Annotated in this window: 23 protein-coding genes; 14 read left to right on the top strand and 9 right to left on the bottom strand. The window is 70.5% G+C overall.

From position 1 onward, the window contains the following. The first annotated feature begins 40 nt into the window (after positions 1-40). Together ACFVT5_RS24340 and ACFVT5_RS24335 are read left to right on the top strand one after the other, a co-directional pair. Positions 41-982 carry an RluA family pseudouridine synthase gene (locus ACFVT5_RS24340; protein WP_389891674.1) on the top strand — a complete coding sequence of 314 codons (942 nt, stop codon included), beginning with the start codon at positions 41-43 and terminating at the stop codon, positions 980-982. Next, entirely contained in the window at positions 979-1,479 is a 501-nt protein-coding gene (locus ACFVT5_RS24335; RefSeq protein ID WP_389891671.1) for a GNAT family N-acetyltransferase, read from the top strand. Before ACFVT5_RS24340 ends, ACFVT5_RS24335 begins: the two co-directional genes overlap by 4 nt. A 71-nt stretch (positions 1,480-1,550) precedes the next feature. On the opposite strand, the gene ACFVT5_RS24330 is transcribed toward ACFVT5_RS24335, so the two are convergent. After that, a complete protein-coding gene (locus tag ACFVT5_RS24330; protein WP_389891669.1) occupies positions 1,551-3,911 on the bottom strand; it encodes a hypothetical protein in 2,361 nt (786 codons plus the stop codon). A 305-nt stretch (positions 3,912-4,216) separates the two neighbouring features. Here ACFVT5_RS24330 and ACFVT5_RS24325 point away from each other — a divergent pair, with 305 nt between their 5' ends. Then, a complete protein-coding gene (locus tag ACFVT5_RS24325) occupies positions 4,217-5,803 on the top strand; it encodes a Na+/H+ antiporter (protein WP_389891666.1) in 1,587 nt (528 codons plus the stop codon). A gap of 77 nt (positions 5,804-5,880) precedes the next feature. On the opposite strand, the gene ACFVT5_RS24320 is transcribed toward ACFVT5_RS24325, so the two are convergent. After that, on the bottom strand, positions 5,881-6,978 hold the full coding sequence (locus ACFVT5_RS24320; RefSeq protein WP_389891663.1) for a mechanosensitive ion channel family protein: 1,098 nt from the start codon (positions 6,976-6,978) through the stop codon (positions 5,881-5,883). Between the two features lie 120 nt (positions 6,979-7,098). On the opposite strand from ACFVT5_RS24320, the gene ACFVT5_RS24315 reads away from it, so the two are divergent. Continuing rightward, positions 7,099-7,668: a dienelactone hydrolase family protein gene (locus tag ACFVT5_RS24315; protein ID WP_389891660.1), complete on the top strand. Its 570-nt coding sequence runs from the start codon at positions 7,099-7,101 to the stop codon at positions 7,666-7,668. Positions 7,669-7,768: 100 nt separating this feature from the next. Here ACFVT5_RS24315 and ACFVT5_RS24310 read toward each other — a convergent pair whose 3' ends face one another. The 3 genes from ACFVT5_RS24310 to ACFVT5_RS24300 all read right to left on the bottom strand — a co-directional run bounded on the left by ACFVT5_RS24310 (position 7,769) and on the right by ACFVT5_RS24300 (position 10,839). Next, on the bottom strand, positions 7,769-8,581 hold the full coding sequence (locus ACFVT5_RS24310; protein ID WP_389891657.1) for a DsbA family protein: 813 nt from the start codon (positions 8,579-8,581) through the stop codon (positions 7,769-7,771). 80 nt (positions 8,582-8,661) lie between these two features. Then, positions 8,662-9,351, bottom strand: a complete 690-nt coding sequence (locus ACFVT5_RS24305) for a hypothetical protein (RefSeq protein ID WP_389891654.1) — start codon at positions 9,349-9,351, stop codon at positions 8,662-8,664. Positions 9,352-9,486: 135 nt separating this feature from the next. Continuing rightward, on the bottom strand, positions 9,487-10,839 hold the full coding sequence (locus tag ACFVT5_RS24300; RefSeq protein ID WP_389891651.1) for a DUF2252 domain-containing protein: 1,353 nt from the start codon (positions 10,837-10,839) through the stop codon (positions 9,487-9,489). A 292-nt stretch (positions 10,840-11,131) separates the two neighbouring features. On the opposite strand from ACFVT5_RS24300, the gene dnaE reads away from it, so the two are divergent. Beyond that, complete coding sequence (gene dnaE, locus ACFVT5_RS24295) at positions 11,132-14,671, top strand: DNA polymerase III subunit alpha (RefSeq protein ID WP_389891648.1); 3,540 nt, start codon at positions 11,132-11,134, stop codon at positions 14,669-14,671. 121 nt (positions 14,672-14,792) lie between these two features. On the opposite strand, the gene ACFVT5_RS24290 is transcribed toward dnaE, so the two are convergent. Continuing rightward, positions 14,793-14,984: a hypothetical protein gene (locus ACFVT5_RS24290; protein ID WP_389891645.1), complete on the bottom strand. Its 192-nt coding sequence runs from the start codon at positions 14,982-14,984 to the stop codon at positions 14,793-14,795. A 282-nt stretch (positions 14,985-15,266) separates the two neighbouring features. Between ACFVT5_RS24290 and ACFVT5_RS24285 the strand changes: the two genes are divergently transcribed. The 4 genes from ACFVT5_RS24285 (at position 15,267) to ACFVT5_RS24270 (ending at position 19,350) form a co-directional block, all read left to right on the top strand. Then, complete coding sequence (locus ACFVT5_RS24285; protein ID WP_389891642.1) at positions 15,267-16,541, top strand: NYN domain-containing protein; 1,275 nt, start codon at positions 15,267-15,269, stop codon at positions 16,539-16,541. 93 nt (positions 16,542-16,634) lie between these two features. Beyond that, positions 16,635-17,657 carry an ABC transporter ATP-binding protein gene (locus ACFVT5_RS24280; RefSeq protein WP_389891639.1) on the top strand — a complete coding sequence of 341 codons (1,023 nt, stop codon included), beginning with the start codon at positions 16,635-16,637 and terminating at the stop codon, positions 17,655-17,657. Between the two features lie 72 nt (positions 17,658-17,729). Further along, complete coding sequence (locus tag ACFVT5_RS24275; protein ID WP_389891637.1) at positions 17,730-18,560, top strand: ABC transporter permease; 831 nt, start codon at positions 17,730-17,732, stop codon at positions 18,558-18,560. A 34-nt stretch (positions 18,561-18,594) separates the two neighbouring features. Beyond that, a complete protein-coding gene (locus ACFVT5_RS24270) occupies positions 18,595-19,350 on the top strand; it encodes an AAA family ATPase (RefSeq protein WP_389891635.1) in 756 nt (251 codons plus the stop codon). A gap of 169 nt (positions 19,351-19,519) precedes the next feature. On the opposite strand, the gene ybaK is transcribed toward ACFVT5_RS24270, so the two are convergent. The 3 genes from ybaK to ACFVT5_RS24255 all read right to left on the bottom strand — a co-directional run bounded on the left by ybaK (position 19,520) and on the right by ACFVT5_RS24255 (position 22,567). After that, the gene (ybaK, locus tag ACFVT5_RS24265) at positions 19,520-20,023 is read right to left on the bottom strand and encodes a Cys-tRNA(Pro) deacylase (RefSeq protein ID WP_389891633.1); all 504 of its coding nucleotides are present in this window, start codon (positions 20,021-20,023) and stop codon (positions 19,520-19,522) included. A 127-nt stretch (positions 20,024-20,150) separates the two neighbouring features. Beyond that, positions 20,151-20,891 carry an LON peptidase substrate-binding domain-containing protein gene (locus tag ACFVT5_RS24260; RefSeq protein WP_389891631.1) on the bottom strand — a complete coding sequence of 247 codons (741 nt, stop codon included), beginning with the start codon at positions 20,889-20,891 and terminating at the stop codon, positions 20,151-20,153. Between the two features lie 95 nt (positions 20,892-20,986). After that, positions 20,987-22,567, bottom strand: a complete 1,581-nt coding sequence (locus ACFVT5_RS24255) for an oxidoreductase (protein WP_389891966.1) — start codon at positions 22,565-22,567, stop codon at positions 20,987-20,989. A 266-nt stretch (positions 22,568-22,833) separates the two neighbouring features. Here ACFVT5_RS24255 and hisD point away from each other — a divergent pair, with 266 nt between their 5' ends. Genes hisD through hisH form a run of 5 tightly spaced genes read left to right on the top strand, consistent with a single transcriptional unit; the run spans position 22,834 to position 26,743 of the window. After that, positions 22,834-24,171 carry a histidinol dehydrogenase gene (gene hisD, locus ACFVT5_RS24250; RefSeq protein WP_389891628.1) on the top strand — a complete coding sequence of 446 codons (1,338 nt, stop codon included), beginning with the start codon at positions 22,834-22,836 and terminating at the stop codon, positions 24,169-24,171. Between the two features lie 35 nt (positions 24,172-24,206). Continuing rightward, a complete protein-coding gene (locus ACFVT5_RS24245; RefSeq protein ID WP_389891963.1) occupies positions 24,207-25,328 on the top strand; it encodes a histidinol-phosphate transaminase in 1,122 nt (373 codons plus the stop codon). Then, positions 25,325-25,918, top strand: a complete 594-nt coding sequence (hisB, locus tag ACFVT5_RS24240; protein WP_389891625.1) for an imidazoleglycerol-phosphate dehydratase HisB — start codon at positions 25,325-25,327, stop codon at positions 25,916-25,918. Before ACFVT5_RS24245 ends, hisB begins: the two co-directional genes overlap by 4 nt. A 4-nt stretch (positions 25,919-25,922) precedes the next feature. Next, on the top strand, positions 25,923-26,087 hold the full coding sequence (locus tag ACFVT5_RS24235) for a hypothetical protein (RefSeq protein WP_389891622.1): 165 nt from the start codon (positions 25,923-25,925) through the stop codon (positions 26,085-26,087). An 11-nt stretch (positions 26,088-26,098) separates the two neighbouring features. Continuing rightward, a complete protein-coding gene (gene hisH / locus ACFVT5_RS24230) occupies positions 26,099-26,743 on the top strand; it encodes an imidazole glycerol phosphate synthase subunit HisH (RefSeq protein WP_389891619.1) in 645 nt (214 codons plus the stop codon). Position 26,744 lies beyond the last annotated feature (1 nt).

The raw sequence follows: 26,744 nt of genomic DNA, 5'->3' as shown, positions 1-26,744 counted from the left end.
TTCGGTCCGGGGTGTCCGAGGCGTCCGGCATACTCGACAGGTGAGTACGCTTCCCGAGATCCGAACCCTGCCCGTGCCGGACGGCCTGGAGGGCGAGCGCGTCGACGCCGCCATCTCCCGGATGTTCGGCTTCTCCCGTACCAAGGCGGCCGAGCTGGCCGCGGCGGGCAAGGTGCTGGTCGACGGCACGGCGGTCGGCAAGTCCGAGCGGGTGCGGGGCGGCGCCTGGCTGGAGGTCGAGATGCCCGGGGCCCCCGCGCCCGTGCAGATCGTCGCCGAGCCGGTCGAGGGCATGGAGATCGTGTACGACGACGACGATGTGGTCGTCATCGACAAGCCGGTCGGTGTCGCCGCGCACCCCAGCCCGGGCTGGACCGGCACCACGGTGATCGGTGGCCTCGCCGCCGCCGGGTACCGCATCTCCACCTCCGGCGCGTCCGAGCGCCAGGGCATCGTGCACCGGCTCGACGTCGGGACCTCGGGCCTGATGGTGGTGGCCAAGTCGGAGTACGCGTACAGCTCGCTGAAGCAGCAGTTCCGGGAGCGCACGGTCGACAAGCGCTATCACGCGCTGGTGCAGGGCCACCCCGACCCGACCAGCGGCACCATCGACGCTCCCATCGGACGGCACCCGAACCACGACTACAAGTGGGCGGTCACCGCCGAGGGCAAGCCGTCCGTCACGCACTACGACCTGATCGAGGCGTTCCGCGCGGCCTCGCTGCTCGACATCAAGCTGGAGACGGGCCGTACGCATCAGATCCGGGTGCACATGGCGGCCCACCGGCACCCGTGCGTCGGCGATCTGACCTATGGCGCAGATCCCACGCTCGCCAAGCGGCTCGGTCTGACCCGGCAGTGGCTGCACGCGATGCGGCTCGGTTTCGAGCACCCCGGCGAGGCCCGCTGGGTGGAGTTCGAGAGCAGCTATCCCGACGATCTTCAGCAGGCGCTCGACCGGGTCCGCGCGGAGAGCGCGTGAACGCCCCTACCGGCGCCCCCACCGGGGCGGGCGCGTTCGTGGTGCGCGTGGCCGGGGACGACAGCGACCGCGCGGCGTGCTTCGCGGTCCGCAAAGAGGTCTTCGTCGGGGAACAGCGGGTCCCCGAGGACATCGAGTACGACGCGTTCGACGCCGAAGCCCTGCATCTACTGGCCATCAGCGCCGACGGGGTGCCGCTCGGCACGGGTCGGCTGCTGCACGGTCCCGCGGCGCTCGACCGGACCGGCGGCGACCCCGCCGTCGGCTCGCTCGGACGGCTCGCGGTCGTCGGGGCCGCCCGTGGCCTGGGGGTCGGGGCCGCGCTGGTGCGGGGCATCGAGGACGCGGCCCGGGAGACCGGGCTGAGCGCGGTGGACCTGCACGCGCAGACCCACGCGCTCGGCTTCTACGAGCGGCTGGGGTACGAGGCGTACGGGCCCGAGTTCCCCGACGCCGGGATCCCGCACCGGGCGATGCGCAAGCCACTCCGACCGTAAGCGGCTCCGGCGACCGTAAGCGGCTCGACGCCGTAAGCCTCCCTCACCGTAGGCCGGTGGAGCGGGTCTCGTCAGTCCGGCAGCCCCCACCCCGTCCACGCCCCCAGCGAGGGCACGTCACGCGGGCCGGTGCCGGCCGTCCCGCCCTTCGGTGTGATCACGGCGGTGCGTTCCCTCGGCAGGTTGACGCGTACCCGGCCGGGCCCGGTCTCGCGCCACGGCAGCGGACGGCCCCGCTCGTCCCGTACCGTCACGGCGCCCGGTATCCCGTGCTGGACGGTCAGCGGTGACCCCGCCTCGCTGTGCACCCGGACCCAGCGCGTCGTACCGGCGCTGCGGTCCGCGTCGACGAGGAAGGCGCCCGGGGTGCGCAGGGACGTGAACGAGGCGTCCGGCCAGCGGGCCGAGACCGACGGGAAGACCTTCACGACGCCGTCTTGGCCCTGCACCGCCATGTCGAGGAGCGACTGGGCCGCGCTCAGCGGGCTCTCCAGGGCGAAGTTCCGGCCCTCCCGGTACATGGTGTTACGGGTCATCGCGCAGTCCGCGACCACCTTCAGATCCGTGAAGAAGGTCAGGAAGTCCAGGGCCGGTTCGGGTTGGTCCATGACCGAGTACATCGAGGACGCCGTCGCATAGCTGTAGCCGTGCCACAGGTCCCGCATCGACACCCAGTGGTCCATGCTGCGGCGCATCACGTCACGGTCGCCCGGCCGGTCCCAGGTGCGCTCGCGCAGCGGGTACAGCCACAGCAGATGCGAGTGGTGGCGGTGCGAATCGGCGAGCGGCACGTCCTTGCCGATCATGACTCCGGCGGTCGGGTCCTCCGCGTACGGGGTGAGGCGCCGGGCGATGTCCCGCCAGCGTGGTGCGCGCGGGTCGTCGGTCCGCAGCAGCCGTGCCGCGTCGAGGAGGGTGCGGGCGCCCCAGCGGATCAGCGAGAGGTCGTAGGCGCAATCGGCGGCGTTGGCGTACTCGGGGGAGCGGGTCGTCGGGAGGTGCAGTATTCCGTCGGGGCCCTCGTGCAGGAAGTGCGCGTAGAAGTTGATCGCGCGGGCCAGGACGGGCAGCACGACATCGCGCAGGACCGCGCGGTCCATCGAGTGCCGGTACGCCTGCCACACGTTGTGCAGGGCCCAGGTGAGATTGCCGAAGTTGTCGGAGATCCGGTCGCCGCCCGGTGTCCCCACGTCGTACTGGTCGCCGGCACGCAACTGCCAGTCCGACGGGTGCCCGAGCGCATAGGTCTCGCCGTCGCGGTGGGCGGCCGGGACGGAGGTCGGCAGGTTCTTCTCGAATTGGGCGAACGTGCTGGTGACCGAGTCGAGTTCGGGATGGTTCGAGCCGAGCACCGGCGCCATACCGATCTGGACGTTGAGGTTCCACCACACCGCCGTCCAGTTGTTGCCGACCTCCGGGAACCACGGCCCCCACTCGGAGATCGTCGGCCCGCCGGACCGGGTCGCCGACGCGAGTTTGTAGAGCTGGATGACGTAGAAGGACTGAAGTCGCTTGTCCGGTACGGACAGCAGGCTGCGGTGGTGGAAGCCGTGCCACCAGTGGCGGTGCCGGGCCACCGAGGTCTCCAGGTCCTGCCCCAGGGTCCGGTCCACCGCGCTTCTGGCCGCGCGGGTCGCCTCGGTCGCCTCGCCGGGGAAGCGGTACACGAGATGCGCGGCCAGCAACCGGCCGCCGCCCTCGCGCCGTTCGCGCCACGCGGTGCTCCAGCCGCCGCCCGCGAGCAGGGGCTGCTGTACGTAGCCGTCGCCGACCTCGGGGTCCGGGTTCGGGGTGTACTCGGGGGGCTTGCCCGAGGTGCGGGTGGTCGCGGCGGTCAGCCAGGTGAACGTCCACGCGGCGGACTCCTCGCCCGCGCTGGGCCGGGTCGCCACCAGGAGGGCGCCGGTGTCGTTGTGGATCAGTGCCGTGAACGCCACACTGCCGCGCGTCGTGGTGACCGTGCCGCGCAGCTCGGCGTCGTACACGTCGAGCGTCCAGTCGACCTCGGTGATCGTGCCGGCGAGGGTCAGGGTGAAGTACCCGATGGGCAGGCGTGAGTAGCCGATGCCGCCGCGCCACTGGCCGCGCTGGTCCTGCACCTCGGTGTGGCTGAGGATCAGCTTCAGGGTGCCGGCCCGCTCACCCGCGTAGAGCTGGGCGCCGAGTCGGCCGTTGCCGAGGAACGGGCCGTCCTGCCAACTGGTCGGCAGCCGCCGCCAGAGCGGGGACGCGGCACGGACGAGCCGTTCGTGGACGTCCTGTTCATGGACGCCTTTGTCGACAGGTCGGCCCGGCGCGGCCCACGCGGTGCCGGACGAGGCCGACCAGAGGGCGGCGCCCGTCGTCGCGGCGGCGGCGACGAAGGTGCGGCGGGTCAGGGGCGAGGGGGGTTCGGCCCTGTCGGGCGTCGCGGGGTGGCCTGCGAAGGGCATACGCACTCCAGTCAGCGGCGGAACGGCAGTTGTAGCCGACGGTCACATATGTGGTGCCTGTTCTGGTTCCTGATCGATGCCACTTCGCATAGTGCCCGTACCGACCTCGGACCGGAACCCCCTGTGCGCCACAGACATCGGATGAAAGTCGCCGTCAGTTCGCCACCCGGTCGGCGAATTCGACCACTCTTGTTCCGATTACCGCCCAAACGCGTGGCAGGCTGGACCCGTTGATCGTCCAACCCCCGTCCAGCCCCGTCCAGCCCTCGCCCCACCCTCGCCGAACCGTCGTCGGAGCGCACCCCGTGAATCAGTTGGCCCTGTTGTTCGTCCTGCTGCTCGGGGCCGTGGTGAGCGTGCCGCTCGGCGACAAGATGCGGCTGCCGGCGCCGGTCCTGATGACCCTCGCCGGAATCGTCCTGGCGCTGCTCCCGTTCGTCCCGAATATCGACATCCCGCCCGAGCTGATCCTGCCCGTCGTCCTGCCGCCGCTGCTCTACGCCTCCGTACAGCGCACCTCCTGGCGGCAGTTCGCGGCGAATCTGCGGCCGATCCTGCTGCTCGCCGTCGCGCTGGTCTTCGTCACCATGGCCGCCGTCGCCTTTGTCGCCCACGCGATCGTGCCCGGACTGCCGCTCGCCGCCGCCCTCGCACTCGGCGCGCTCGTGGCGCCGCCCGACCCGGTCGCCGCGACCGCCGTCGCCGGACAACTCGGACTGCCCCGCCGGCTGGTGTCGATCCTGGAGGGCGAGGGGCTGTTCAACGACGTGACCGCGATCGTGCTCTACCACGTCGCCATCGCCGCCGTCGTCAGCGGCAGCTTCTCGCTCCCGCACGCCGCCTTCGAGCTGGTCCTCTCGGCCGTCGTCGCCCTCGCCGTCGGACTCGGGCTCGGCTGGGCCGCGAACAAACTGATGGGCCTCCTCGGCGACCCCACGCTCCAGATCGGCCTCACCCTCCTGGTGCCCTATGTGTCCTACGTCATCGCCGAGGCACTCAAGGGCTCCGGCGTGCTCGCCGTACTCGTCACCGCGCTGTTCCTCGCCGAGTACGCGCTCGGCGCCGACGACGTCACGGCCCGCCTGGCCGGCAACACCTTCTGGGAGATCGTCGACACCCTCGTCACCGGAGTCGCCTTCGGACTCATCGGACTCGAACTGCACAACGCCATCAGGACCGCCCAGGGCCACTGGAGCGAGATGCTCGGCTGGGCCGGGGCGATCGTCGCCGTCGTCGTCATCGTCCGCCTGCTGTGGCTCCTCCCGGCGACCTGGCTGACGAAACGGCTGCACGCCCGCCGGGACGTCGACGAGGAGATCCCGACGAGCCTGCGCGAAACCGTCGTCATGTGGTGGGCCGGTATGCGCGGCGTCGCCTCGGTCGCCCTGGCGCTCGCCATTCCGCTCAAGGTGGACGACGGATCGCCGTTCCCGGACCGCGACGAGATCATCTTCATCGCCTTCGGGGTGATCATGGCCACCCTCGTCGTCCAGGGACTCAGCCTGCCCTGGCTGGTACGGAAGCTGAACGTCCGGGCGGACACCGACGCCGAGGCCGCCTTCGAGAAGGAACTCGCCGTCCGCGCCACCAGGGCCGCCCGCCGGCGTCTCAAGGACATCGAGGAGGTCGAGGAACTCCCCGAGGAAATCTCCGAGCAACTGCTGCGCCGCGCCTTCGAGATCGGCGTACGCATCAGCCCCGACATGGGCGACGACGAGCGGCGCGAGGCGCATACGCAGCGCATCCAGCGGATCAAGAAGGTCCGACGTATCCAGGGCGAGATGCTGTCCGCCGCGCGCCACGAGGTCCTCGCGGCGCGCAGCGAGCCCGGCGCGGATCCGGAGGTCGTGGACCGGGTCCTACGGCATCTGGATGTCCGCAGCCTGCGGTGAATCGGGGGACCGGTGCGGTCCTGCGCCGGCGCGGGTGTTGACGGCTGTCGCCCGGTGTCGGCGGGTGTTGGTGGGTGTCAGCCTCGGCCGCGGCGCGGAATCTCGCCGTCCGGCGCGTGCTCCGGATGCGGGACGCCGCCCGGCGCGGGGATCGCCGGGGCCGTGGTCACCCGGGGCAGCGCGTACGGATGGTGCTCCGCGAGCCAGCCGATCAACTGCTCGCGGACCGTGACCCGTACCGTCCAGATGTCGTCGGCGTCCTTCGCCGTGACCAGCGCGCGGACCTCCATCGTGGTGGGCGTCGTGCCGGTCACCGCGAGCCCGTAGTCACGGCCGTCCCACGCCGGGCACGCGCGCAGGATGTCCCGCAGCTTCTCGCGCATCTCGTGGACCGGGGCGCTGTGGTCGAGATGCAGGAAGACGGTCCCGGTCATCTGGGCACCGCCGCGCGACCAGTTCTCGAACGGCTTGCTGGTGAAGTACGACACGGGCATCGTGATGCGCCGCTCGTCCCAGGTCCGTACGGTCAGGAAGGTCAGCGTGATCTCGTCGATCGTGCCCCACTCGCCGTCCACCACCACGGTGTCCCCGAGCCGCACCATGTCCCCGAACGCGATCTGCAACCCCGCGAAGAGATTGCTGAGCGTGGACTGCGCTGCGATACCGGCGACCACCCCGAGGACTCCCGCCGACGCGAGGAGCGACGCACCGGCCGCCCGCATCGCCGGGAAGGTCAGCAGCATCGACGCGACCGCCACCACCCCGACGACCGCCGAGACCACCCGCTGGATCAGCGTCACCTGCGTCCGCACCCGGCGCACCCGCGCGGGATCACGGTGCGCGCTCGCGTAACGGGTGTACGTGGCGTCGACCACGGCGTTCGCGATCCGCACCGCCAGCCACGCGGCGGCGCCGATGAGCACCAGCGTCAAGGTCCGGCCCACGCCCGCCACATGCCCGTCCGCGAGACCCGTCTCCCGGTACGACCCTCTCAGCAGGGCCGCGCAGAGCACGAGTTGGAGCGGTAGCCGGCAGCGGCGCAGGAGGCCCCACAGCGGGGTCTCGCCGTGTCGTGCGTCGGCCCGGCGCAGCAGCCGGTCCACCGCCCAGGTGACGAGCAGCGTGAGCACGACCGAGCCACCGATGACGATCAGCGGACGCAGTACGTTCTCCATGCCCCCGACCGTAACCGGACCCCGCCCGTCCTGAACATGGCGCCGGGTACCGACCGTGCGGGCCGGCGTCGTCGGTGACGAGGGCCGGCGTTGTCGGTGGTGGCTGGCACCATGGGCCTCATGAACATCATGCTTTTTCACTCGACCTATGGACCGCGGCCGGCGGTGCGCGCGGCTGCGGACCGGCTGCGGGCGGCCGGACACGAGGTGTGGACCCCGGACCTCTTCGAGGGCCGCACCTTCGACACCGTCGAGGACGGCATGGCCTTCAAGGACGAGATCGGCAAGGACGAGTTGCTCAAGCGCGCCGTCCTGGCCGCCGCGCCCTACTCGGACCGGGGCCTGGTGTACGCCGGGTTCTCGTTCGGTGCCTCCATCGCGCAGACCCTGGCCCTCGGCGACGAACGCGCGAAGGGCCTGCTCCTGCTGCACGGCACCTCGGACATCGCGGAGGGCGCCCACGTGGACGAACTGCCGGTGCAGTTGCATGTGGCCGAGCCGGACGCCTTCGAGACCGACGACTGGCTCAGCTCCTGGTATCTCCAGATCCGCCGGGCGGGCGCCGACGTGGAGGTGTACCGCTACGCGGGAGCGGGACACCTCTACACCGACCCGGACCTCCCGGACTACGACGAGGAGGCCGCCGAGACCACCTGGCGCACGGCCCTCGGCTTCCTGGAGACCTTGTAGGGCCGAAGCCGAAGAGCGGGCGAACAGCATGTGCTCGCCCGCTCTTTCACCGTATGCCGCCGTGAGCGGCCCGCCCGGTGACCGGCCGCCCGGCGGTGGCTCAGCCCTTGAGGGCCGCGTCGATCGCGGTGTTGTACGCCTCGACCGTCATCGGCGCGTTCTGCCCGCCGGAGTCGGTGACCTTCTTGCCGTCCATGACGAACGACGGGGTGCCCTGGACACCGTCCTTGTTGTCGTCGAACACCTTCGACATCTCCAGCGCCCAGCGGTCGTAGGTGCCGTTGTTGACCGCCGACTGGAACTTCGCGTTGTCCTTCAGCGCGGGCACCTGGTCGGCGATCTCGATGAGATACGCGTCGTTCTTGAACTTGTCGTCCGTCTCCTCGGGGTGGTACTTCGCCGAGTAGAGCTGCGTCTTGTAGGCGAGGAAGGCGTCCGGGCTGACGTTCAGCGCGGCACCCAGCGCGCTGAGCGCGTTGCGCGAGCCCTCACCGGTGCGGTCGAGGAATGTGGCGCCCACGAACTGGATCTTGTACTTGCCGTCCTTGAGGTCCTTGTCGACCGTGGAGCCGACGGTCTGCTCGAACTGCGCACAGACCGGGCAGCGCGGGTCCTCGTACACCGTCAGCGTCTTCTTGGCGCTGCTCTCGCCGAGGATGACCGTCGTGCCGTTCTTGCCGGAGGTGTTCGCCGGCTCGACCAGCTTGGCGTTCTTCGCGGACTCCCAGTACGACGGCTTGGTCGTCTGCACGACCGCGTACGAGATACCGCCCGCGGCGGCCAGTACACCGACGATCGACAGGGCCACGACCACCTGCCGCTTGGCCTTCGTCTTCTTCGCCTGCCGCTCGCGCTCTTCCCGAAGCCGCTCGCGCGCCGCCGACTTCGCGGCCTGGCTGTTCCTCTTGCTCATGATGGGGTTCTCCGTGTGATGACGTACCCGCCCAGGGCGGGTACGGGGTGGGGGACTGCTCCTGCTCGGCCGAATCCTGCTCAGTCGAAGACCGGCGTACGGGGCGGTCCCCGCCGTCCCACGGAGTGCGCCCACAGCCGGGGGCGCGCGATCCGGGCGCGCAGTGCCGGGCGGGGCGCGCGGCGCACCGGCTCCCGGCGCGCCGTGACCGCGGCGACCGCGATCAGCAGCGGCCGGAACGTGCTCGCGGCCACCGCGCCGATGAGCTGGGCCAGCGCCCGCTCGCCCCGCCGCAGCCAGGCCGCGGCGAGCAGTCCGACACCGACATGCGCGCCGAGCAGCAGCCAGGCGGTGCCCGGCTCGGCCTGGGCCAGCAGGGCCGCCGTGCGGCCGTCCTCGCCGCCCGTCATCCGGGCCAGCGGGATGCCCACACCCGTACCGCCGCAGAGCACGTCCAGGCCGACCGAGCGCAGGGGGCCCGCGACCGGGCCGCCCGCCGGTCCGTAACAGACGTGCTGGCCGGTCGTGAACACCGTGTCGGCGGCCAGTTCCAGCGGGATCAGCAGTGCCGCGATCCGGCCGAAGCCGCGCTCACGGCGGCCGGCGAGCACATACGCGACGCCGAAGACGGCTGCCGCGATCACGCCGACGGTGGCCAGCGGCAGCGGGGCCCGGGACAGCAGGACGTGCGACGCGGTGGAGAGCGTCACGACAACCGCCGTGAACAGGGCCGCGCGCACGGCCCTGAGCTGGGTCCCTGATATGTCCATCGCCGAGGAGTGTCCCATGGCCGCCCATAAGAGACCCCTAAAGGGTTCCTGTGGGTGCCTGACTGGTGCTGACTGGTGCTGAGCGGGTGCCGGACCGGTGCCGGACGGGGGTGCCGGTGGCTCCGTGCCGTGGCCCTACAGGCCCGGTATCCGGCCGTTGCGGAAGAGGTCCACGAACGTCTGGTGGTCACCCCGCGCGCGGGCGCCGTAGCTGTGCGCGAAGTCCACCAGGAGGTCGCCGAAGCCGTCCTCGTCGGCGGCGATCGCCGCGTCGATGGCGCGCTCAGTGGAGAACGGGACCAGCTCCGAGTGGCCGCTCTCGTCGTCCGCCGCCGCGTGCATCGTCGCCGTCGCCCGGCCCAGGTCGGCGACGACCGCCGCGATCTCCTCCAGGTCGTCGATGTCGGACCAGTCCAGATCCACCGCGTACGGCGACACCTCCGCGACGAGCTGTCCCGAACCGTCCAGCTCGGTCCAGCCGAGCCACGGGTCGGCGTGCGCCTGGAGGGCGCGCTGCGAGATCACCGTGCGGTGGCCCTCGTGCTGCCAGTACTCCCGGATCGCGCGGTCCGTGACATGCCGCGAGACCGCGGGGGTCTGGGCCTGCTTGAGGTAGATCACCACATCGTTCTCCAGGGCGTCGCTGTTGCCCTCCAGAAGGATGTTGTACGACGGCAGTCCCGCCGACCCGATGCCGATCCCGCGCCGCCCGACGACGTCCTTCACGCGATACGAGTCCGGACGGTCGAGGGACGAATCCGGCAGCGTCTCCAGATAGCCGTCGAAGGCCGCGAGGACCTTGTACCGGGTGGCCGCGTCCAGCTCGATGGAGCCGCCGCCCGGCGCGAAACGGCGCTCGAAGTCACGGATCTCGGTCATCGAGTCGAGCAGCCCGAAACGGGTCAGCGAGCGGGCGTCCCGCAGCGCGTCCAGGAGCGGCCCCTCGGCGGTGTCCAGCGTGAAGGGCGGCACCTCGTCGCTCTTCGCGCCGGTCGCCAGCGCGTGGATCCGCTCGCGGTACGCGCCCGCGTAGATCCGCACCAGTTCGGTGATCTGCTCGTCGCTCAGCGCCTTGCCGTACCCCACGAGCGCGACCGACGCGGCGAAGCGCTTCAGGTCCCAGGTGAAGGGGCCGACATACGCCTCGTCGAAGTCGTTCACATTGAAGATCAGGCGGCCCTGGGAGTCCATGTACGTGCCGAAGTTCTCCGCGTGCAGGTCGCCGTGGATCCACACGCGCGCGGTGCGGTCGTCCAGATAGGCACCGCCGGCCGTGTTCCCGCCGGACCCGTCCGGGCCGACTGCGTCCAGGTCGTGGTAGAAGAGGCACGCCGTGCCGCGGTAGAAGGCGAACGCCGAGGACGCCATCTTGCGGAACTTCACCCGGAACGCGGCCGGATCGGCGGCCAGCAGCTCACCGAAGGCGGTGTCGAAAACGGCGAGTATCTCTTCGCCACGCTGCTCGGCGCTGGGCTGCGGGACCGACATCGCTGGGTGCCTCCTGGTGCGGATCGTGCGGGACCATGGTGCGTGACGTGCGGGACATGGCGGAAGGTGCCGTGACGCCCTCCCCCTTCAACGGACGAGCCCTTCGGCTAGTGCCCGGTGACGGTACTCGCCGCGTTCTTCCCGGATACGAGTTCTCCCCGGAAACGCCACGGCGAATCCCGGGTGCGGGCCGACCGTACCCCCGAGCGCCCGTCCACTGTCAGTGCGGAGACGTAGACTTCCACGCTGTTCCCCCAGACCGTCGCCGACTGTTTCCGCTGGAGGCCGCACCGTGTCGAAACCGCCGTTCACGCACCTGCACGTCCACACCCAGTACTCGCTGCTGGACGGTGCCGCGCGGCTGAAGGACATGTTCAACGCGTGCAATGAGATGGGCATGTCCCATATCGCGATGAGCGACCACGGAAACCTGCACGGGGCGTACGACTTCTTCCATACGGCGAAGAAGTCGGGGGTGACGCCGATCATCGGGATCGAGGCGTATGTGGCGCCGGAGTCGCGGCGCAACAAGCGGAAGATCCAGTGGGGGCAGCCGCATCAGAAGCGGGACGACGTGTCCGGTTCGGGTGGTTACACGCACAAGACGATCTGGGCGGCGAACAGTACCGGTCTGCACAATCTGTTCCGGCTCTCCTCGGACGCGTATGCCGAGGGCTGGTTGCAGAAGTGGCCGCGGATGGACAAGGAGACCATCGCGCAGTGGTCGGAGGGGCTGATCGCGTCGACCGGGTGTCCGTCGGGTGAGCTTCAGACCCGGTTGCGGCTGGGGCAGTTCGACGAGGCGGTCAAGGCCGCCGCCGACTACCAGGACATCTTCGGCAAGGACCGGTACTTCCTGGAGTTGATGGACCACGGCATCGACATCGAGCGGAGGGTACGCGACGACCTGCTGCGCGTCGGCAAGAAGCTCGGCATTCCGCCGCTGGTCACCAATGACTCGCATTACACGTACGCGCATGAGGCGACGGCGCATGACGCGCTGCTGTGCATCCAGACGGGTAAGAACCTTTCCGATCCGGACCGGTTCAAGTTCGACGGCACCGGCTATTACCTGAAGTCGACGGACGAGATGTACGCGATCGACGCGTCGGACGCCTGGCAGGAGGGGTGTGCGAACACGCTTCTGGTGGCCGAACAGGTCGACACGTCGGGCATGTTCGAGTCGCGGAACCTGATGCCGAAGTTCGACATCCCGGACGGCTACAGCGAAGTCACCTGGTTCCAGGAGGAGGTCCGGCGCGGGATGGAGCGCCGCTTCGCCGGCGCTGTCCCCGAGGACCGCCAGAAGCAGGCGGACTACGAGATGGATGTCATCATCCAGATGGGGTTCCCCGGCTACTTCCTGGTGGTCGCCGACTTCATCATGTGGGCCAAGAAGCAGGGCATCGCGGTCGGCCCCGGGCGCGGATCGGCGGCCGGCTCGATCGTCGCGTACGCCATGGGCATCACCGACCTCGACCCCATCCCGCACGGCCTGATCTTCGAGCGGTTCCTCAACCCCGAGCGCGTCTCGATGCCCGATGTCGACATCGACTTCGACGAGCGCAGGCGCGTCGAAGTGATCCGGTACGTCACCGAGAAGTACGGCGCCGACAAGGTCGCCATGATCGGCACCTACGGAAAGATCAAGGCGAAGAACGCCATCAAGGACTCCGCGCGCGTACTGGGTTATCCGTACGCGATGGGGGACCGGCTCACCAAGGCCATGCCCGCCGACGTCCTCGGCAAGGGCATCGATCTCGACGGCATCACCAACGCCTCGCACCCGCGCTACAGCGAGGCCGGCGAGATCCGCGCGATGTACGAGAACGAGCCGGACGTGAAGAAGGTCATCGACACCGCCAAGGGTGTCGAGGGTCTGGTCCGGCAGATGGGTGTGCACGCGGCCGGCGTCATCATGTCCAGCGAGCCCATCGTGGATCACGCCCCGATCTGGGTGCGGCACACGGACAATGTGACCATCACGCAGTGGGACTACCCGCAGTGTGAGTCGCTCGGCCTGCTGAAGATGGACTTCCTCGGCCTGCGCAACCTGACGATCATGGACGACGCCGTCAAGATGGTGAAGTCCAACAAGGGCGTCGACATCGACCTCCTGAGCCTCCCGCTCGACGATCCGACGACCTTCGAACTCCTCCAACGCGGCGACACACTTGGCGTGTTCCAGTTCGACGGCGGCCCCATGCGCTCGCTGCTGCGGCTGATGAAGCCCGACAACTTCGAAGACATCTCCGCCGTCTCGGCGCTCTACCGTCCCGGCCCGATGGGCATGGACTCGCACACCAACTACGCCCTGCGCAAGAACGGCCAGCAGGAGATCACCCCCATCCACAAGGAGCTGGAGGAGCCCCTCAAGGAGGTCCTGGACGTCACCTACGGCCTGGTCGTCTATCAGGAGCAGGTGCAGAAGGCCGCCCAGATCATCGCCGGGTACTCCCTCGGTGAGGCCGACATCCTGCGCCGCGTGATGGGCAAGAAGAAGCCCGACGAACTCGCCAAGAACTTCACCATCTTCCAGGCCGGCGCCAAGAAGCACGGCTACAGCGACGAGGCGATCCAGGCCCTGTGGGACGTCCTGGTCCCGTTCGCCGGATACGCGTTCAACAAGGCGCACTCCGCCGCGTACGGACTCGTCTCGTACTGGACCGCCTACCTCAAGGCGAACTACCCCGCCGAGTACATGGCCGGGCTGCTGACCTCCGTGAAGGACGACAAGGACAAGTCGGCGGTGTATCTGAACGAGTGCCGGCGTATGGGGATCAAGGTGTTGCCGCCGGATGTGAACGAGTCGATGGCGAACTTCGCGGCGCAGGGTGACGACGTGATCCTGTTCGGTCTGTCGGCGGTGCGGAATGTCGGCACGAACGTGGTCGAGTCGATCATCAAGTCCCGTAAGGCGAAGGGAAAGTACGCGTCGTTCCCGGACTATCTCGACAAGGTGGAGGCGGTCGTGTGCAACAAGCGCACGACGGAGTCCTTGATCAAGGCGGGTGCGTTCAGCACGATGGGGCACACCCGTAAGGGTCTGACCGCGCAGTACGAGCCGATGATCGACAATGTGGTGCAGGTCAAGCGCAAGGAGGCCGAGGGGCAGTTCGACCTGTTCGGCGGGATGGGTGACGAGGCGGACAGTGAGCCGGGGTTCGGGCTTGATGTCGAGTTCTCGGACGACGAGTGGGAGAAGACATATCTGCTCGCGCAGGAGCGGGAGATGCTCGGTCTGTATGTGTCGGACCATCCGCTGTTCGGTCTGGAGCATGTGCTGTCGGACAAGGCGGACGCGGGGATCGGGCAGTTGACCGGGGGTGATTACTCGGACGGTTCGGTGGTGACCATCGGGGGGATCATTTCGGGGCTTCAGCGGAAGATGACCAAGCAGGGCAATGCGTGGGCGATCGCGACGGTGGAGGATCTGGCGGGTTCGATCGAGTGCATGTTCTTCCCGGCGACGTATCAGCTGGTGTCGACGCAACTCGTCGAGGACGCCGTGGTGTTCGTGAAGGGGCGGCTCGACAAGCGCGAGGACGTGCCACGGCTCGTCGCCATGGAAATGCAGGTCCCCGACCTGTCGAACGCCGGGACCAACGCGCCCGTGGTGATCACCATTCCGACCGTCAAGGTCACCCCGCCGATGGTCAGTCGCCTCGGCGAGATCCTCAGCCACCACAAGGGCAACAGCGAGGTACGGATCAAGCTTCAGGGCGCCCGTAAGACCACCGTGCTGCGGCTCGACCGGCACCGGGTGCAGCCCGATCCCGCGCTCTTCGGCGACCTCAAGGTGCTGCTCGGCCCGTCCTGCCTCGCGGGCTGAGCAGACACCCGAGAGGGGCACCCGGTGATCCGGGTGCCCCTCTTTTCTTCGTCCTTCTCTTCGTCGTGCGTAGGTGATGCGTGGTGCGTATGTGGAGGGTGTGCGCGCTGTGGCGGCGACGTCAGTTGTGGCCGAAGCGACGCTGGTGCTTACGGGCAACGTCCGTGGGAGTGCCCTGTCCTATCGACTGCGATTCCGAACGGGCCTCCGTGGAGGACGACTGGGCCCGCTCCGCCGCGTGCTCGGCCTGCGAGCCGCGCTTGTGGTCACTGCCCTTGTGGTCACTGCCCTTACGGTTCTTGTTCTTGGCCATGGTGATGCCTCCTGAGGGGGATCTGGCGGCCAGCGACGCGACCAGATTCACATACGATGACAAGCAGCGCATTTCGGAGAATTACCGTGCGTCATAAGGGCTGTCGGAGAGCGAACTCCGGATCCGCCACGCCGAAGATCGAGTTCGGGCCGTTAAGCCCCGCACGGTCGGGCAGACTCCAAGGAAACCCGAAGCGAACCCGCATGCGTTGCCCCGTGCGGGCCTCCGAATGTCCTGGAGGGGACCTTCAGGACACCTCATCAGGGAAAGAGGGTGGATCGCGTGGACCGCTGCATCGTCCTGGTGGACGCCGGGTATCTGCTGGGGGCCGCCGCGAGTCTCCTCGCCGGGGAGCCGTCCCGCTCACGCATCACCGTCGACCACGCCGCCCTGATCCAGGGGCTGCGCGAGCGCGCCGAGTCCGACACGGAGCGCCCGCTGCTGCGGATCTACTGGTTCGACGGTGCCCCCGACCGGGTGCCGCAGCCGGAGCACCGCAGGCTGCGCGTCATGCCGCGCGTGACGGTACGCCTCGGTGCGCTCACCCGGAGTGACGGGCGGTGGGCGCAGAAGGGCGTCGACGCCGCCATGCACGCCGAGCTGACGGAACTCGCCCGTAACCGCGCGTGTTCGGACGTGGTCCTGGTGACCGGGGACGGCGATCTGCTGCCCGGGATGATGGCCGCCAAGGAACACGGCGTCGCCGTCCACCTGTGGGCCGTCCAGGCCGCCGACGGCGACTACAACCAGTCCGAGGACCTGGTCGCGGAGGCCGACGAGCGGCGGGTACTCGACCGGGCCTGGATCACCAAGGCCGTCCGTGCCAAGGACCTCGGCGGGGTGTGCGCCCCGCCGCCCGCGCCGCGGCCCGAGATCGCGGCGATCCTGTCGGCGCCGCTGCCGGATTCCGCGATGGCCGCCGCAGCCGCTGAGCGGGCCGCCGCCGAGCGGGCCAGGGACGAGGAGCAGGCCGGGGTCCAGCACGAGTCGGCGGGGCGTACGGAGAACGGCGCAGGGGAGCGCGGAGCCGCCGCCAAAGGGGTGCCCACGCCCAAGGACCTCGCCGCACTGCGCGGGCCCGGGGCGCAGCCCGCGCAGCACCCGGCGCAACACCCCGCCAGTGCCACGCTGCGGTGGTCGTCGGACAAGGGGTGGGTGGACCGGCCCGGTCTGGTGACCGAGCCCGCCGACGCCGCGTCCCTGCCGACGCTCGCGCAGCTCACCACGGCGGAGCAGCGGTGGGCCGACCGCGAGGAGGACATCACCACGGTCGGCGGTGATCCCTTCGAGGTGGGGCAGGTGTTCGCACGGCGCTGGATGGCGCGGATGCCGGAGTCGGCGGTACTCCAGAGACTGTCGACCATGTACCCACGGATTCCGCACCGCATCGACGGTGAACTGCTGCGGTACGCCGCCCGGTTCGGGCTCCTCGCGCACAAGGACGACCAGATCGACGAGCACGACCGGTATGCGATCAGGGCCGGATTCTGGCGAGAATTCGACATCAACACAGACATCAACACAACGGAACCGGCCACACCGACACCCGGAAGCTGACCGGTCCGCACCAGGCGGCCCGGAACACCGCCGGGCGGCCGGGTTGACCCCGGAGGGGTGGCGTGGCGGCGGGACCCCGTAGGCTCTCTGATCGTGAGTACGCGTGTCGCATATCCGGGTCAACACGGCGATGTGGTGTGCGCGGTGCGCGATCTCGTGAAGACCTACCCGGCGACACGGGGCCGGCGGGGGACTCCCGCGACGCCCGAGGTGCGGGCCAACGACGGTGTCCGGCTCGATATCCGACGGGGTGAGATCTTCGGACTCCTCGGCCCCAACGGCGCCGGCAAGTCCACCCTCGTACGCCAGTTGACGGGCCTGATGCGGCCGGACTCCGGCACCGTCGAGATCCTCGGCCACGACATCGTCCGCCACCCCGACCGGGCCGCCCGCGTCCTCGCGTACCTCGGTCAGGAGTCCAGCGCGCTCGACGAGCTGACCGTCGCCCTCGCCGCCGAGACCACCGCACGGCTGCGCGGCCTCGACATCCGCGCCGCCCGCAGGGCACGGGACACCGTCCTGGACGAACTCGGCCTCACCCCGCTCGCCGGGCGCCCCCTCAGCAAGCTCTCCGGCGGCCAGCGCCGCCTCGCCTGCGTCGCCTCGACGCTCGTGGGCGAGCGGTCCCTGCTCGTCCTGGACGAGCCCACCACCGCCATGGACCCGGTCGCCCGCCGCGCCGTATGGGCCGCCGTCGACCGCCGCCGCGCCGAACACGGCACCACCGTCCTGCTCGTCACGCACAACGTCATCGAGGCCGAGACCGTACTGGACCGCGTCGCCGTACTCGACCGGGGCCGCGTCATCGCCTGCGACACCCCGGCCGGACTCAAGGAACAGGTCGCCGGCGAGGTACGGGTCGACCTGGTCTGGCGCGAGCGCGCACCGCTGGACATCCCGGAGGTGGCCGCGCTGCGGTCCTCCGCCGTCGTGTCGGGGCGCCGCTGGGTCATGCGGCTCGCCCCCGACGAGGCCCGCGCCGCCGTCGCGGCCGTCACCGGCGGCGCCGCCTTCGCCGCCCTGGACGACTTCACGCTGGCCACCCCCAGCCTGGAGGACGTCTACCTGGCACTCGGCGGCAGCGACCACACCGCCAAGGGCCTGGTGAAGGCATGACCCCGACCACCCGCAGCCGCCGCCACAGAGACAGTCACAGAGACAGCCGCAGAGAGACAGGAGCCGCGCACGGTGAGTGTCGTACCCGCTGAGGCGCTGCCCGGTGCCCGCCGGACGCAGGACGGACACCCGGCGGCCCCGGAGGGCCCCGCGCCCCTCGCGCCCCGCACCCGGCTGCGTCCCGCCCTCGCCGCCGTCTACCGCGCCCAGCTCTCCCGCGCCCGCGTCGCCAGGATCCCGCTGCTGTTCGTCGCCACCTTCCAGTCCGTCGGGATCATGATCCTGATGCGGGGAGTCGTCGACGGTGGGGCGGAGGCCCGTGCCGTGGTCGCCGGATCGAGCGTCCTGGTCGTCGCGTTCGTCGCCCTGAACCTGCTCGCCCAGTACTTCGGCAGGCTCCGCTCCGACGGCGGCCTCGACCACTACGCCACCCTTCCGGTCCCCCCGGCCGCCGTCGTCCTGGGCGCCGCCGCCGCGTATGCCTCCTTCACCGTTCCCGGTACCCTCGCCACCGCTGTCGTCGGCTGTGTCCTCTTCCAGTTGCCGCTCACCCATCTGTGGATCCTCGCCGCCGTCATCCCGCTCGCGGGCGCCGCGCTCGCCGGGCTCGGCGCCGCCCTCGGCCTGCTCGCCCCCCGGCCCGAACTGGCAACACTGCTCGGCCAGTTGGGCATGTCCGCCGCCCTGCTCCTCGGCGTGCTGCCGGCCGACCGGCTGCCCGTCGCCGTGCAGTACGCCCGCGACCTGCTGCCGTCGACGTACGGCGTGGAGGCGTTCGCCCGTACCTTCGGACCGCACCCGGACTGGGCGGCCGTGGGGGTCGACCTGGCCGTCTGCGCCGCCGTCGGCGTCATCTCACTGGCCGCGGCCACCTGGGCGTACCGCCGGGCAGCCGTCCGGTGACGCGCGGGCGCGGTGGGCCTGGCACGATGTCAGGGTGACCGCACCGCTGACTCCGCCGCCGCACCACCAGCCGCCGCACCAGCCCTGGGGGGCCGCGTACACCGGTGGGCGGGTACCCCCTGCGGCGTACGAGGAGGACGGTCCCGGAATGAAGACCGAACTGCGGCAGGCCGCCGTGATCACCCTCGCGACCACCGTCGGCGGACTCCTCCTCGGCTTCCTCTGGCTCTGGCTGACGCCGCGGGTGCCGCTGATCGCGTCCGGCGACGCGGTGTACCTCAAGGACACCGAGGGCGAGCAGTCCATCGCCATCGACGGAACGTTCACGCTGCTCGGCCTGGGGTTCGGTGCCGTCACCGCCCTGGTGGTGTTCCTGGTGCGCAGGCGCGGCGGGATCCCGCTGGTCGCCGCGCTGGCGCTCGGCGGGCTGCTCGGCTCGGTCGTCGCCTGGCGCTTCGGCGTCTGGCTGGGCCCCATGCAGGACGTCGTGGCGCACGCCAAGGAGGTCGGCAGGGGCATCACCTTCGACGCGCCACTGGAACTCAAGGCGAAGGGCGCCCTGCTCGCCTGGCCGGTCGGCGTCCTCCTGGTGCACCTCGGTCTGACGGCTCTGTTCGGCCCGCGCGACCCCGACCCGTACCCGTACCCGAGCCCGTACATCCCGGCGGGGCAGAACTCGTTCGCCTACGGCCCCGAGGCCGGCCGGCCCACTCAGCCGCCGGTCGGGCCCTACGGGAAGCAGCCGCCGAGGCCCCCGCACCACGAGGGACCGCCCCGCGATCAGCCGTAGCGGCGGTACGGGCCCGGGAGGGGGCCGTACTCAGGCCGGGCGGCGTCCGTGGTTGGCCCGGCGTTTCCTGATCCGCCACTTGCGCTTCCGCGTCCTCTTCGACATGTCCTCGGTACTTAACCGAAGACGGGCCGTCCGTCGAGGGGTCGCGCGCCGGCGGTGGCGTCCGTCAGCCGCGTCCCACGGGTGCGAGCACGGCGTCCGTGAGGGCCGCCAAGTCGCCCGGGGCCAGCTCGACTTCGAGACCCCGGCGGCCCGCCGACACACAGATCGTCGGATGCGCGCCCGCCGACTCGTCCAGGACCGTCCGCAGCTTCTTGCGCTGCCCGAGCGGCGAGATACCGCCCCGCACATAGCCGGTGACCCGCTCGGCCGCCGCCGGGTCGGCCATCGTGGCGCGCTTGCCGCCGACGGCCGCCGCCAGCGCCTTCAGGTCCAGCGAACCGGCGACCGGCACCACGGCGACCGTCAGCTCGCCGTCCACGTCCGCGACGAGCGTCTTGAACACCCGCTCCGGAGAGACCCCCATCGCCTCGGCCGCCTCCTCGCCGTACGAGGGGTGCGCCGGGTCGTGCTCGTACGCGTGGACCGTGAAAGCCGTACCCGCGGCCGTGAGGGCGACCGTGGCGGGCGTACCACCGGACTGCTGCTGCTTCTTGGACTTCTTGGCCATGTAAGGGGACTTTCGTGAGATCGGGGAGCGCCCCGCCAGGGGCGCGGGGAACTGCACGACCAGCCACCGACGGCCCGCAGTCTCCGCACCGGCCCGAAGCCTCCGCACCGGTTCCGCAGCGGAACGCCTAGTTCAGGCTGGTCGGGCCTCGGGTCAGGTCGATCGCGGGCAGGGACGGCAGATTGCGGATCACGGCGGTCTCGGCGCGCAGCAGGGTCAGCTCGTCCCGGAGCCGCGACGCCGTGTCCGGGGCCTGGAGCAGCCGCTGCTTCGTGGGTGTGTCGAGCACGGCGGCTGCCGCGACCAGGTACGACACCACGGACGGCTCGTCGGGCAGGTCCGCACTGGTCGACAGGGAACGCTCACGGGCCCCCGCCAGCCGCTTCTGATACGCGCGGAACGCCCGCAGCACACCCTCGGCCAGCGCGCCCGCCTCGTCCCCCGGCTCCTCGGGCAGCTCCTCGAACTCGGCCGTGAGATAGGGGCCCGAGGCGTCGACCGACAGGATCTTCACCCGGGTCGTGCCGGTGGCCAGGACCTCGAAGCCGCCGTCGGCGCGCTCCCTCAGCGTGGCGGCGTCGGCGACGCAGCCGACGGTGTGGAACGCCGCCAGCGGGTCGTCGCCGAAGCCGGCGGTGGGGCCGCGCTCGGGTACGGCGGTCTGGTCGGGCAGCCCCGGCGCCGAGGTCGCGACCTCGTGGCCGTCGCGGATCGCGACGACGGCGAACCGGCGTGGTTCGCCCTCCGGGGTCTTGAGCAGGTCGCGCATCATGGCGCGATAACGCTCCTCGAAGACGTTCAGGGGCAGGACGAGCCCCGGGAACAGCACCGAGTTGAGCGGGAAGAGCGGGAGCCGGGCGGTGGTCACGACCGGCAAGCCTAGTGGCCACCGGGCCTGGCGGGATCCGGGGAGCCTCCCCGGGGGGCGGGCCGGGCGCCCCGCGAGGCGTCGACGGCCGCCTGTCAGCCTCGGCTGAGAAGTCTCGTCGCGCCCGCCGCCACCGCTGTGGCCAGGATCCAGCCCAGGATGACGAGGGCCGATGCCGCCCACTGCCAGGTGCCCGTCAGTCTCCAGTAACCGTCCTGGCCCAGGTTCATCACCGGGATCAGCAGGTCCAGGGCGAAAAGTGGCGCGTTCCACTCGGGGTGTTCGCCCGGTCGCACGGGTGGGTGGTCGGCGTGCGAGAACGCCACCGTGGACACCGCCCACAGCACCGCCATCCATACGGCGGCGCGGCCGGGCCGGTACCCGTACGCGACGGTCCAGTCCTGGGCGTACCCCCACAGCTTCGCGGCGGGGGGCAGGGTCTCGCGGCGGCGGCGCTGTTTCGCGAGGAGGACCTCGCGCGCGTCGGCGTCCTCGCCGCTGTCACGCAGCACGGTCGCCAGCCGCTCATACGGCTCCGGGTTGTACTCCGGGGTCGCCGTCGCCACCCACTCCAGGCGCCGGGTGAGCGGGAAACTGCCCAGGGGCACCAGATTGTCGTAACTGAAGCCGCCCATCTGGAGGTTCCCGGGGCCGGGCCAGCTCGTGGACTTGTCGACCAGATTGCCCACCCGGGCGCCGGACAGGACGACCCGGCCGTGCGCGGGCCGCTCACCGAGGAACCGCAGCTCCGGGGTCTGGACGCGGCGCAGGGACAGCTCCTGGTCGTCCCTGAGGGTGAACCGGGCATGCGTCAGGTCGAGCGCGTCCCCGAACCTGCCGTCGTCAAGGCGGATCCCGCCCTGGCACTCGAACCGCTGCACCAGGGTGCCGCGCGCGGGGGTCGTGCCGCTGCTGAACAGCGGGTCGCCCACGCTCGCCGGGGTCAGATACAGGGACCGCTCGACGGTCAACTGCGGGGCGTTCAGGGCCTGTCGGCCGTAGGGATGGCTGAGTCGGCTGCCGCGCAGGCTGAGCGAGACGCCGATCTTGGCGCCGCGCAGGCTCAGCTCGCCGTCCGCCTCCATCAGTTCGGCCTGGAGGTCTTGGCCCACGCTCAGCCCGTCGCCCATGACCGCCTTGCCGCGCCGGTCGCCGTGCACGACGGCCTGGTTGAGCAGCAGGTCCGTGGTGATGTGCGCGTCGGTGAGGCGGATGCCGTGGCGGAAGCGGCAGCGCGGCAGATGGAGATCGCCCTCGGTGTGCAGCCGGGCCGCCTCCAGGCGCGGTACCGCGCAGTCGACCAGCCGCAGGGTGGTGAACCGGGCCTCCGGCAGCAGCACCTCCTGGTCGAAGCGGCACCACTTCAGTTCGACGAACGGCACGACATGGCCGCCCGCCAGGTCCAGCACGTCAGTGATGCACACGCCCGTCAGCTTCAGGGACGAGACCCGGCCGGACAGCGCGGGCGGGCCGTCCAGGAGGAGCATGCACACCACGCGCGCCCGCACCGTCCGCTCCGGACCCCAGGGTGGGCCGTTGTGCGGGTCGTCGGCCGCCGGGTCACCTCTGCGCAGGTCGTACACACTGCCGTTGCGGAACGCCTGCCACATGCCGATCTCGGTGGCGGTGAGCCCGTCCGGCGGGTCCCCGATGCCGATCCCGGTGCCGTCGATCACCACGCTCGCCCTCTCCGTACTCTCCGTGACTCTCCGTGTTCTCCGTGCCCTGCTCCCCGTACTCACTCGTGCTCCCCGTGCTGTTCGCGCCCCGTGCGACCCACCTACTCGCCGGTTCTCACAGTCGGCATGCCCGCTGAGTGACGGGGCGAACACGAAAAGTGATGATGATTTCACGCAGAGTGTGTCAGGAGGTCTCATGGGGCGTGTATCAGCCACTGATACGGGCGTCCGGCGATCTCGGCCGGTCTGCGAGAATTGGCCTCGTGCACTCTCTTTCCCTGGCCCGAATCGATCTGCGCGGCGACGCCCTCCCCGAGGGTGGAGCGCTCCGCGATCTGCTGCCCCGTGCCGAGTTCGACGTGGAAGCCGCCCTGGAGAAGGTCCGGCCCATCTGCGAGGACGTGCATCATCGCGGCGACGCGGCGCTCATCGCGTACGCGCAGAAGTTCGACGGTGTCCAGCTCGACCACATCCGGGTGCCGGCCGCCGCGCTCACCGAGGCGCTCGACCGGCTCGACCCGGCGGTCCGCGCGAGCCTGGAGGAGTCCGTACGCCGCGCCCGGACCGTGCACCGCGCCCAGCGCCGCGCCCCGCACACCACCCAGGTCGTCCCGGGCGGCACGGTCACCGAGAAGTGGGTACCCGTCGAGCGCGTCGGCCTGTACGCGCCGGGCGGCCGGTCGGTCTACCCGTCGTCCGTGATCATGAACGTGGTCCCCGCGCAGGAGGCCGGGGTCGCGTCGATCGCGCTCGCGTCGCCGCCGCAGAAGGAGTTCGGCGGACTGCCGCACCCCACCATCCTCGCCGCCTGCGCCCTCCTCGGCATCGACGAGGTGTACGCCGCCGGAGGCGCCCAGGCCGTCGCGATGTTCGCGTACGGCACCGAGTCCTGCGCCCCGGCGAACATGGTCACCGGCCCCGGCAACATCTGGGTCGCAGCGGCGAAGCGGTACTTCACCGGCCGGATCGGTATCGACACCGAGGCGGGCCCGACCGAGATCGCGATCCTCGCCGACGACACGGCCGACCCGGTGCATGTCGCCGCCGACCTGATCAGCCAGGCCGAGCACGACCCGCTCGCCGCCGCCGTCCTCGTCACCGACTCCGCCGAACTGGCCGACGCGGTCGCCAAGGAGCTGGAACCGCAGATCGCCGCGACCAAGCACGTCGAGGACCGGATCGTGCCCGCCCTTGAGGGCCGTCAGTCCGCGATCGTCCTGGTCGACGGCGTGGACGAGGGCCTGCGCGTCGTGGACACCTACGGCGCCGAGCACCTGGAGATCCAGACCGCCGACGCCGCCGCCGTCGCCGACCGGGTCAAGAACGCCGGCGCGATCTTCGTCGGCCCCTTCTCGCCCGTCTCGCTCGGCGACTACTGCGCGGGCTCCAACCACGTCCTGCCGACCGGGGGCTGCGCCTGCCACTCCTCGGGCCTGTCCGTACAGTCCTTCCTGCGCGGCCTGCACATCGTGGACTACACCCGCGACGCGCTCGCCGACGTGGCCCACCATGTCGTGACGCTCGCGGAGGCGGAGGACCTGCCCGCGCACGGAGCGGCGGTCAAGGCGAGGTTCGGATGGAAGGTTCCGGAGAGCAAGTGACCGACGAGCACCAGACCGACGTACGCGACGAGCAGTTGACCGGCGTACGCATTGACGACCTGCCCGTCCGCGAGGAACTGCGCGGCAAGTCGCCCTACGGCGCGCCCCAACTCGACGTCCCCGTACGGCTGAACACCAACGAGAACCCGTACCCGCTGCCCGAACCGCTGGTCGAGCGGATCGCCGAGCGGGTCCGAGAGGCCGCCCGGCACCTCAACCGCTACCCCGACCGGGACGCGGTGGAACTCCGCACCGAACTGGCCGCCTACCTCACCCGCACCGCGGGACACCGGGTCACCCGCGAGAACGTCTGGGCGGCCAACGGCTCCAACGAGGTCATCCAGCAACTCCTCCAGACCTTCGGCGGCCCCGGACGCACGGCGATCGGTTTCGAACCGTCGTACTCCATGCACGCCCTCATCGCGCGCGGCACCGGCACCGGCTGGATCTCCGGGCCGCGCCGCGAGGACTTCACCATCGACGTCGAGGCGGCCGGGCGCGCCATCGCCGAGCACCGCCCCGACGTCGTCTTCCTCACCACCCCCAACAACCCCACGGGCAACGCCGTTCCGCCCGAGACGGTCCTCGCGCTGTACGACGCGGCGCAGGCCGCGAAGCCGTCGATGGTGATCGTGGACGAGGCGTACGTCGAGTTCAGCCACGGCCACTCGCTGCTGCCTCTTATCGAGGGACGGCCGCATCTCGTCGTCTCACGGACCATGTCGAAGGCGTTCGGCGCCGCCGGGCTGCGCCTCGGCTATCTCGCCGCCGACCCCGCCGTCGTGGACGCCGTGCAACTCGTGCGGCTCCCGTACCACCTGTCCGCGGTCACCCAGGCGACCGCGCTGGCCGCCCTGGAGCACACCGACACGCTCCTCGGGTACGTCGAGCAGCTGAAGGCCGAGCGGGACCGGCTCGTCACCGAACTGCGGGCCATCGGCTACGAGGTCGTGGAGTCCGACGCCAACTTCGTGCAGTTCGGCCGCTTCGACGGCGAGGGCGGCGCGCACGCGGCCTGGCGGAGCATCCTCGACCGGGGCGTCCTGGTCCGGGACAACGGCGTACCGGGATGGCTGCGGGTCTCCGCCGGAACCCCCGACGAGAACGACGCGTTCCTCGACGCGGTACGTGAACTGAAGAAGGAGCAGAGCGCATGAACCGCGTGGGCCGAGTCGAACGCACCACCAAGGAGACCTCCGTCCTGGTCGAGATCGACCTGGACGGCACCGGCAAGGTCGAGGTGTCGACCGGGGTCGGCTTCTACGACCACATGCTCGACCAGCTGGGCCGGCACGGCCTGTTCGACCTCACCGTGAAGACCGAGGGCGATCTGCACATCGACTCGCACCACACCATCGAGGACACCGCCCTCGCGCTCGGCGCCGCCTTCAAGCAGGCACTCGGCGACAAGGTCGGCATCTACCGCTTCGGCAACTGCACGGTCCCGCTCGACGAGTCGCTCGCCCAGGTCACCGTCGACCTCTCGGGCCGCCCCTACCTCGTGCACACCGAGCCCGAGAACATGGCGCCCATGATCGGCGAGTACGACACGACGATGACCCGGCACATCCTGGAGTCCTTCGTCGCGCAGGCGCAGATCGCCCTGCACGTCCACGTGCCGTACGGGCGCAACGCCCACCACATCGTGGAGTGCCAGTTCAAGGCCCTCGCCCGCGCCCTGCGGTACGCCAGCGAGCGCGACCCGCGCGCCGTCGGCATCCTTCCCTCCACGAAGGGCGCGCTGTAATCCCATGAACGGACTCGCCACCGTCCTCATCGTCGTCGGGCTCTTCCTCGTCGGCGGGATCATCTCCTTCTTCAAGCAGGGGATGCCCCGGAGCCTGATCACCCTGCTGTCCATCGGCGCCGGCATGTGCCTGGTCGCCGGTGTGCTGCGGCTCGACTACTGGAACTGAGGAGGCCGCCGATGAGCACCTCGCCCAAGAAGGTGGTCGTCTTCGACTACGGCTTCGGGAACGTCCGCTCCGCCGAGCGCGCCCTCGCCCGCGCGGGCGCGGACGTCGAGATCACCCGCGACTTCGACCGGGCCATGAACGCCGACGGACTCCTCGTCCCCGGCGTCGGCGCGTTCGCCGCCTGCATGAAGGGTCTGCTCGACGCGCGCGGCGACTGGATCATCGACCGCCGGCTGTCCGGCGGCCGGCCCGTCCTCGGCATCTGCGTCGGCATGCAGATCCTCTTCGCACGCGGCATCGAACACGGCGTCGAGGCGGCGGGCCTCGACGAATGGCCCGGCACCGTCGCGCCGTTGAAGGCCGAGGTCGTGCCCCACATGGGCTGGAACACCGTCGAAGCACCCCCGCGGTCGCAGCTCTTCGCGGGCCTCGACGCCGACGCCCGCTACTACTTCGTGCACTCCTACGCGGTCCACGACTGGTCCCTGGAGACGACGAACCCGGCGATACGCGCCCCGTTGGTCACCTGGGCCACCCACGGCGAACCCTTCGTCGCGGCCGTCGAGAACGGCGCCCTGTGGGCCACCCAGTTCCACCCCGAGAAGTCCGGCGACGCCGGCGCCCAGCTCCTCACCAATTGGATCGAGACCCTCTGAT

Source organism: Streptomyces sp. NPDC058001, assembly GCF_042886315.1.
GTDB lineage: Bacteria > Actinomycetota > Actinomycetes > Streptomycetales > Streptomycetaceae > Streptomyces.
This window is presented reverse-complemented; position numbering and strand designations above follow the sequence as displayed.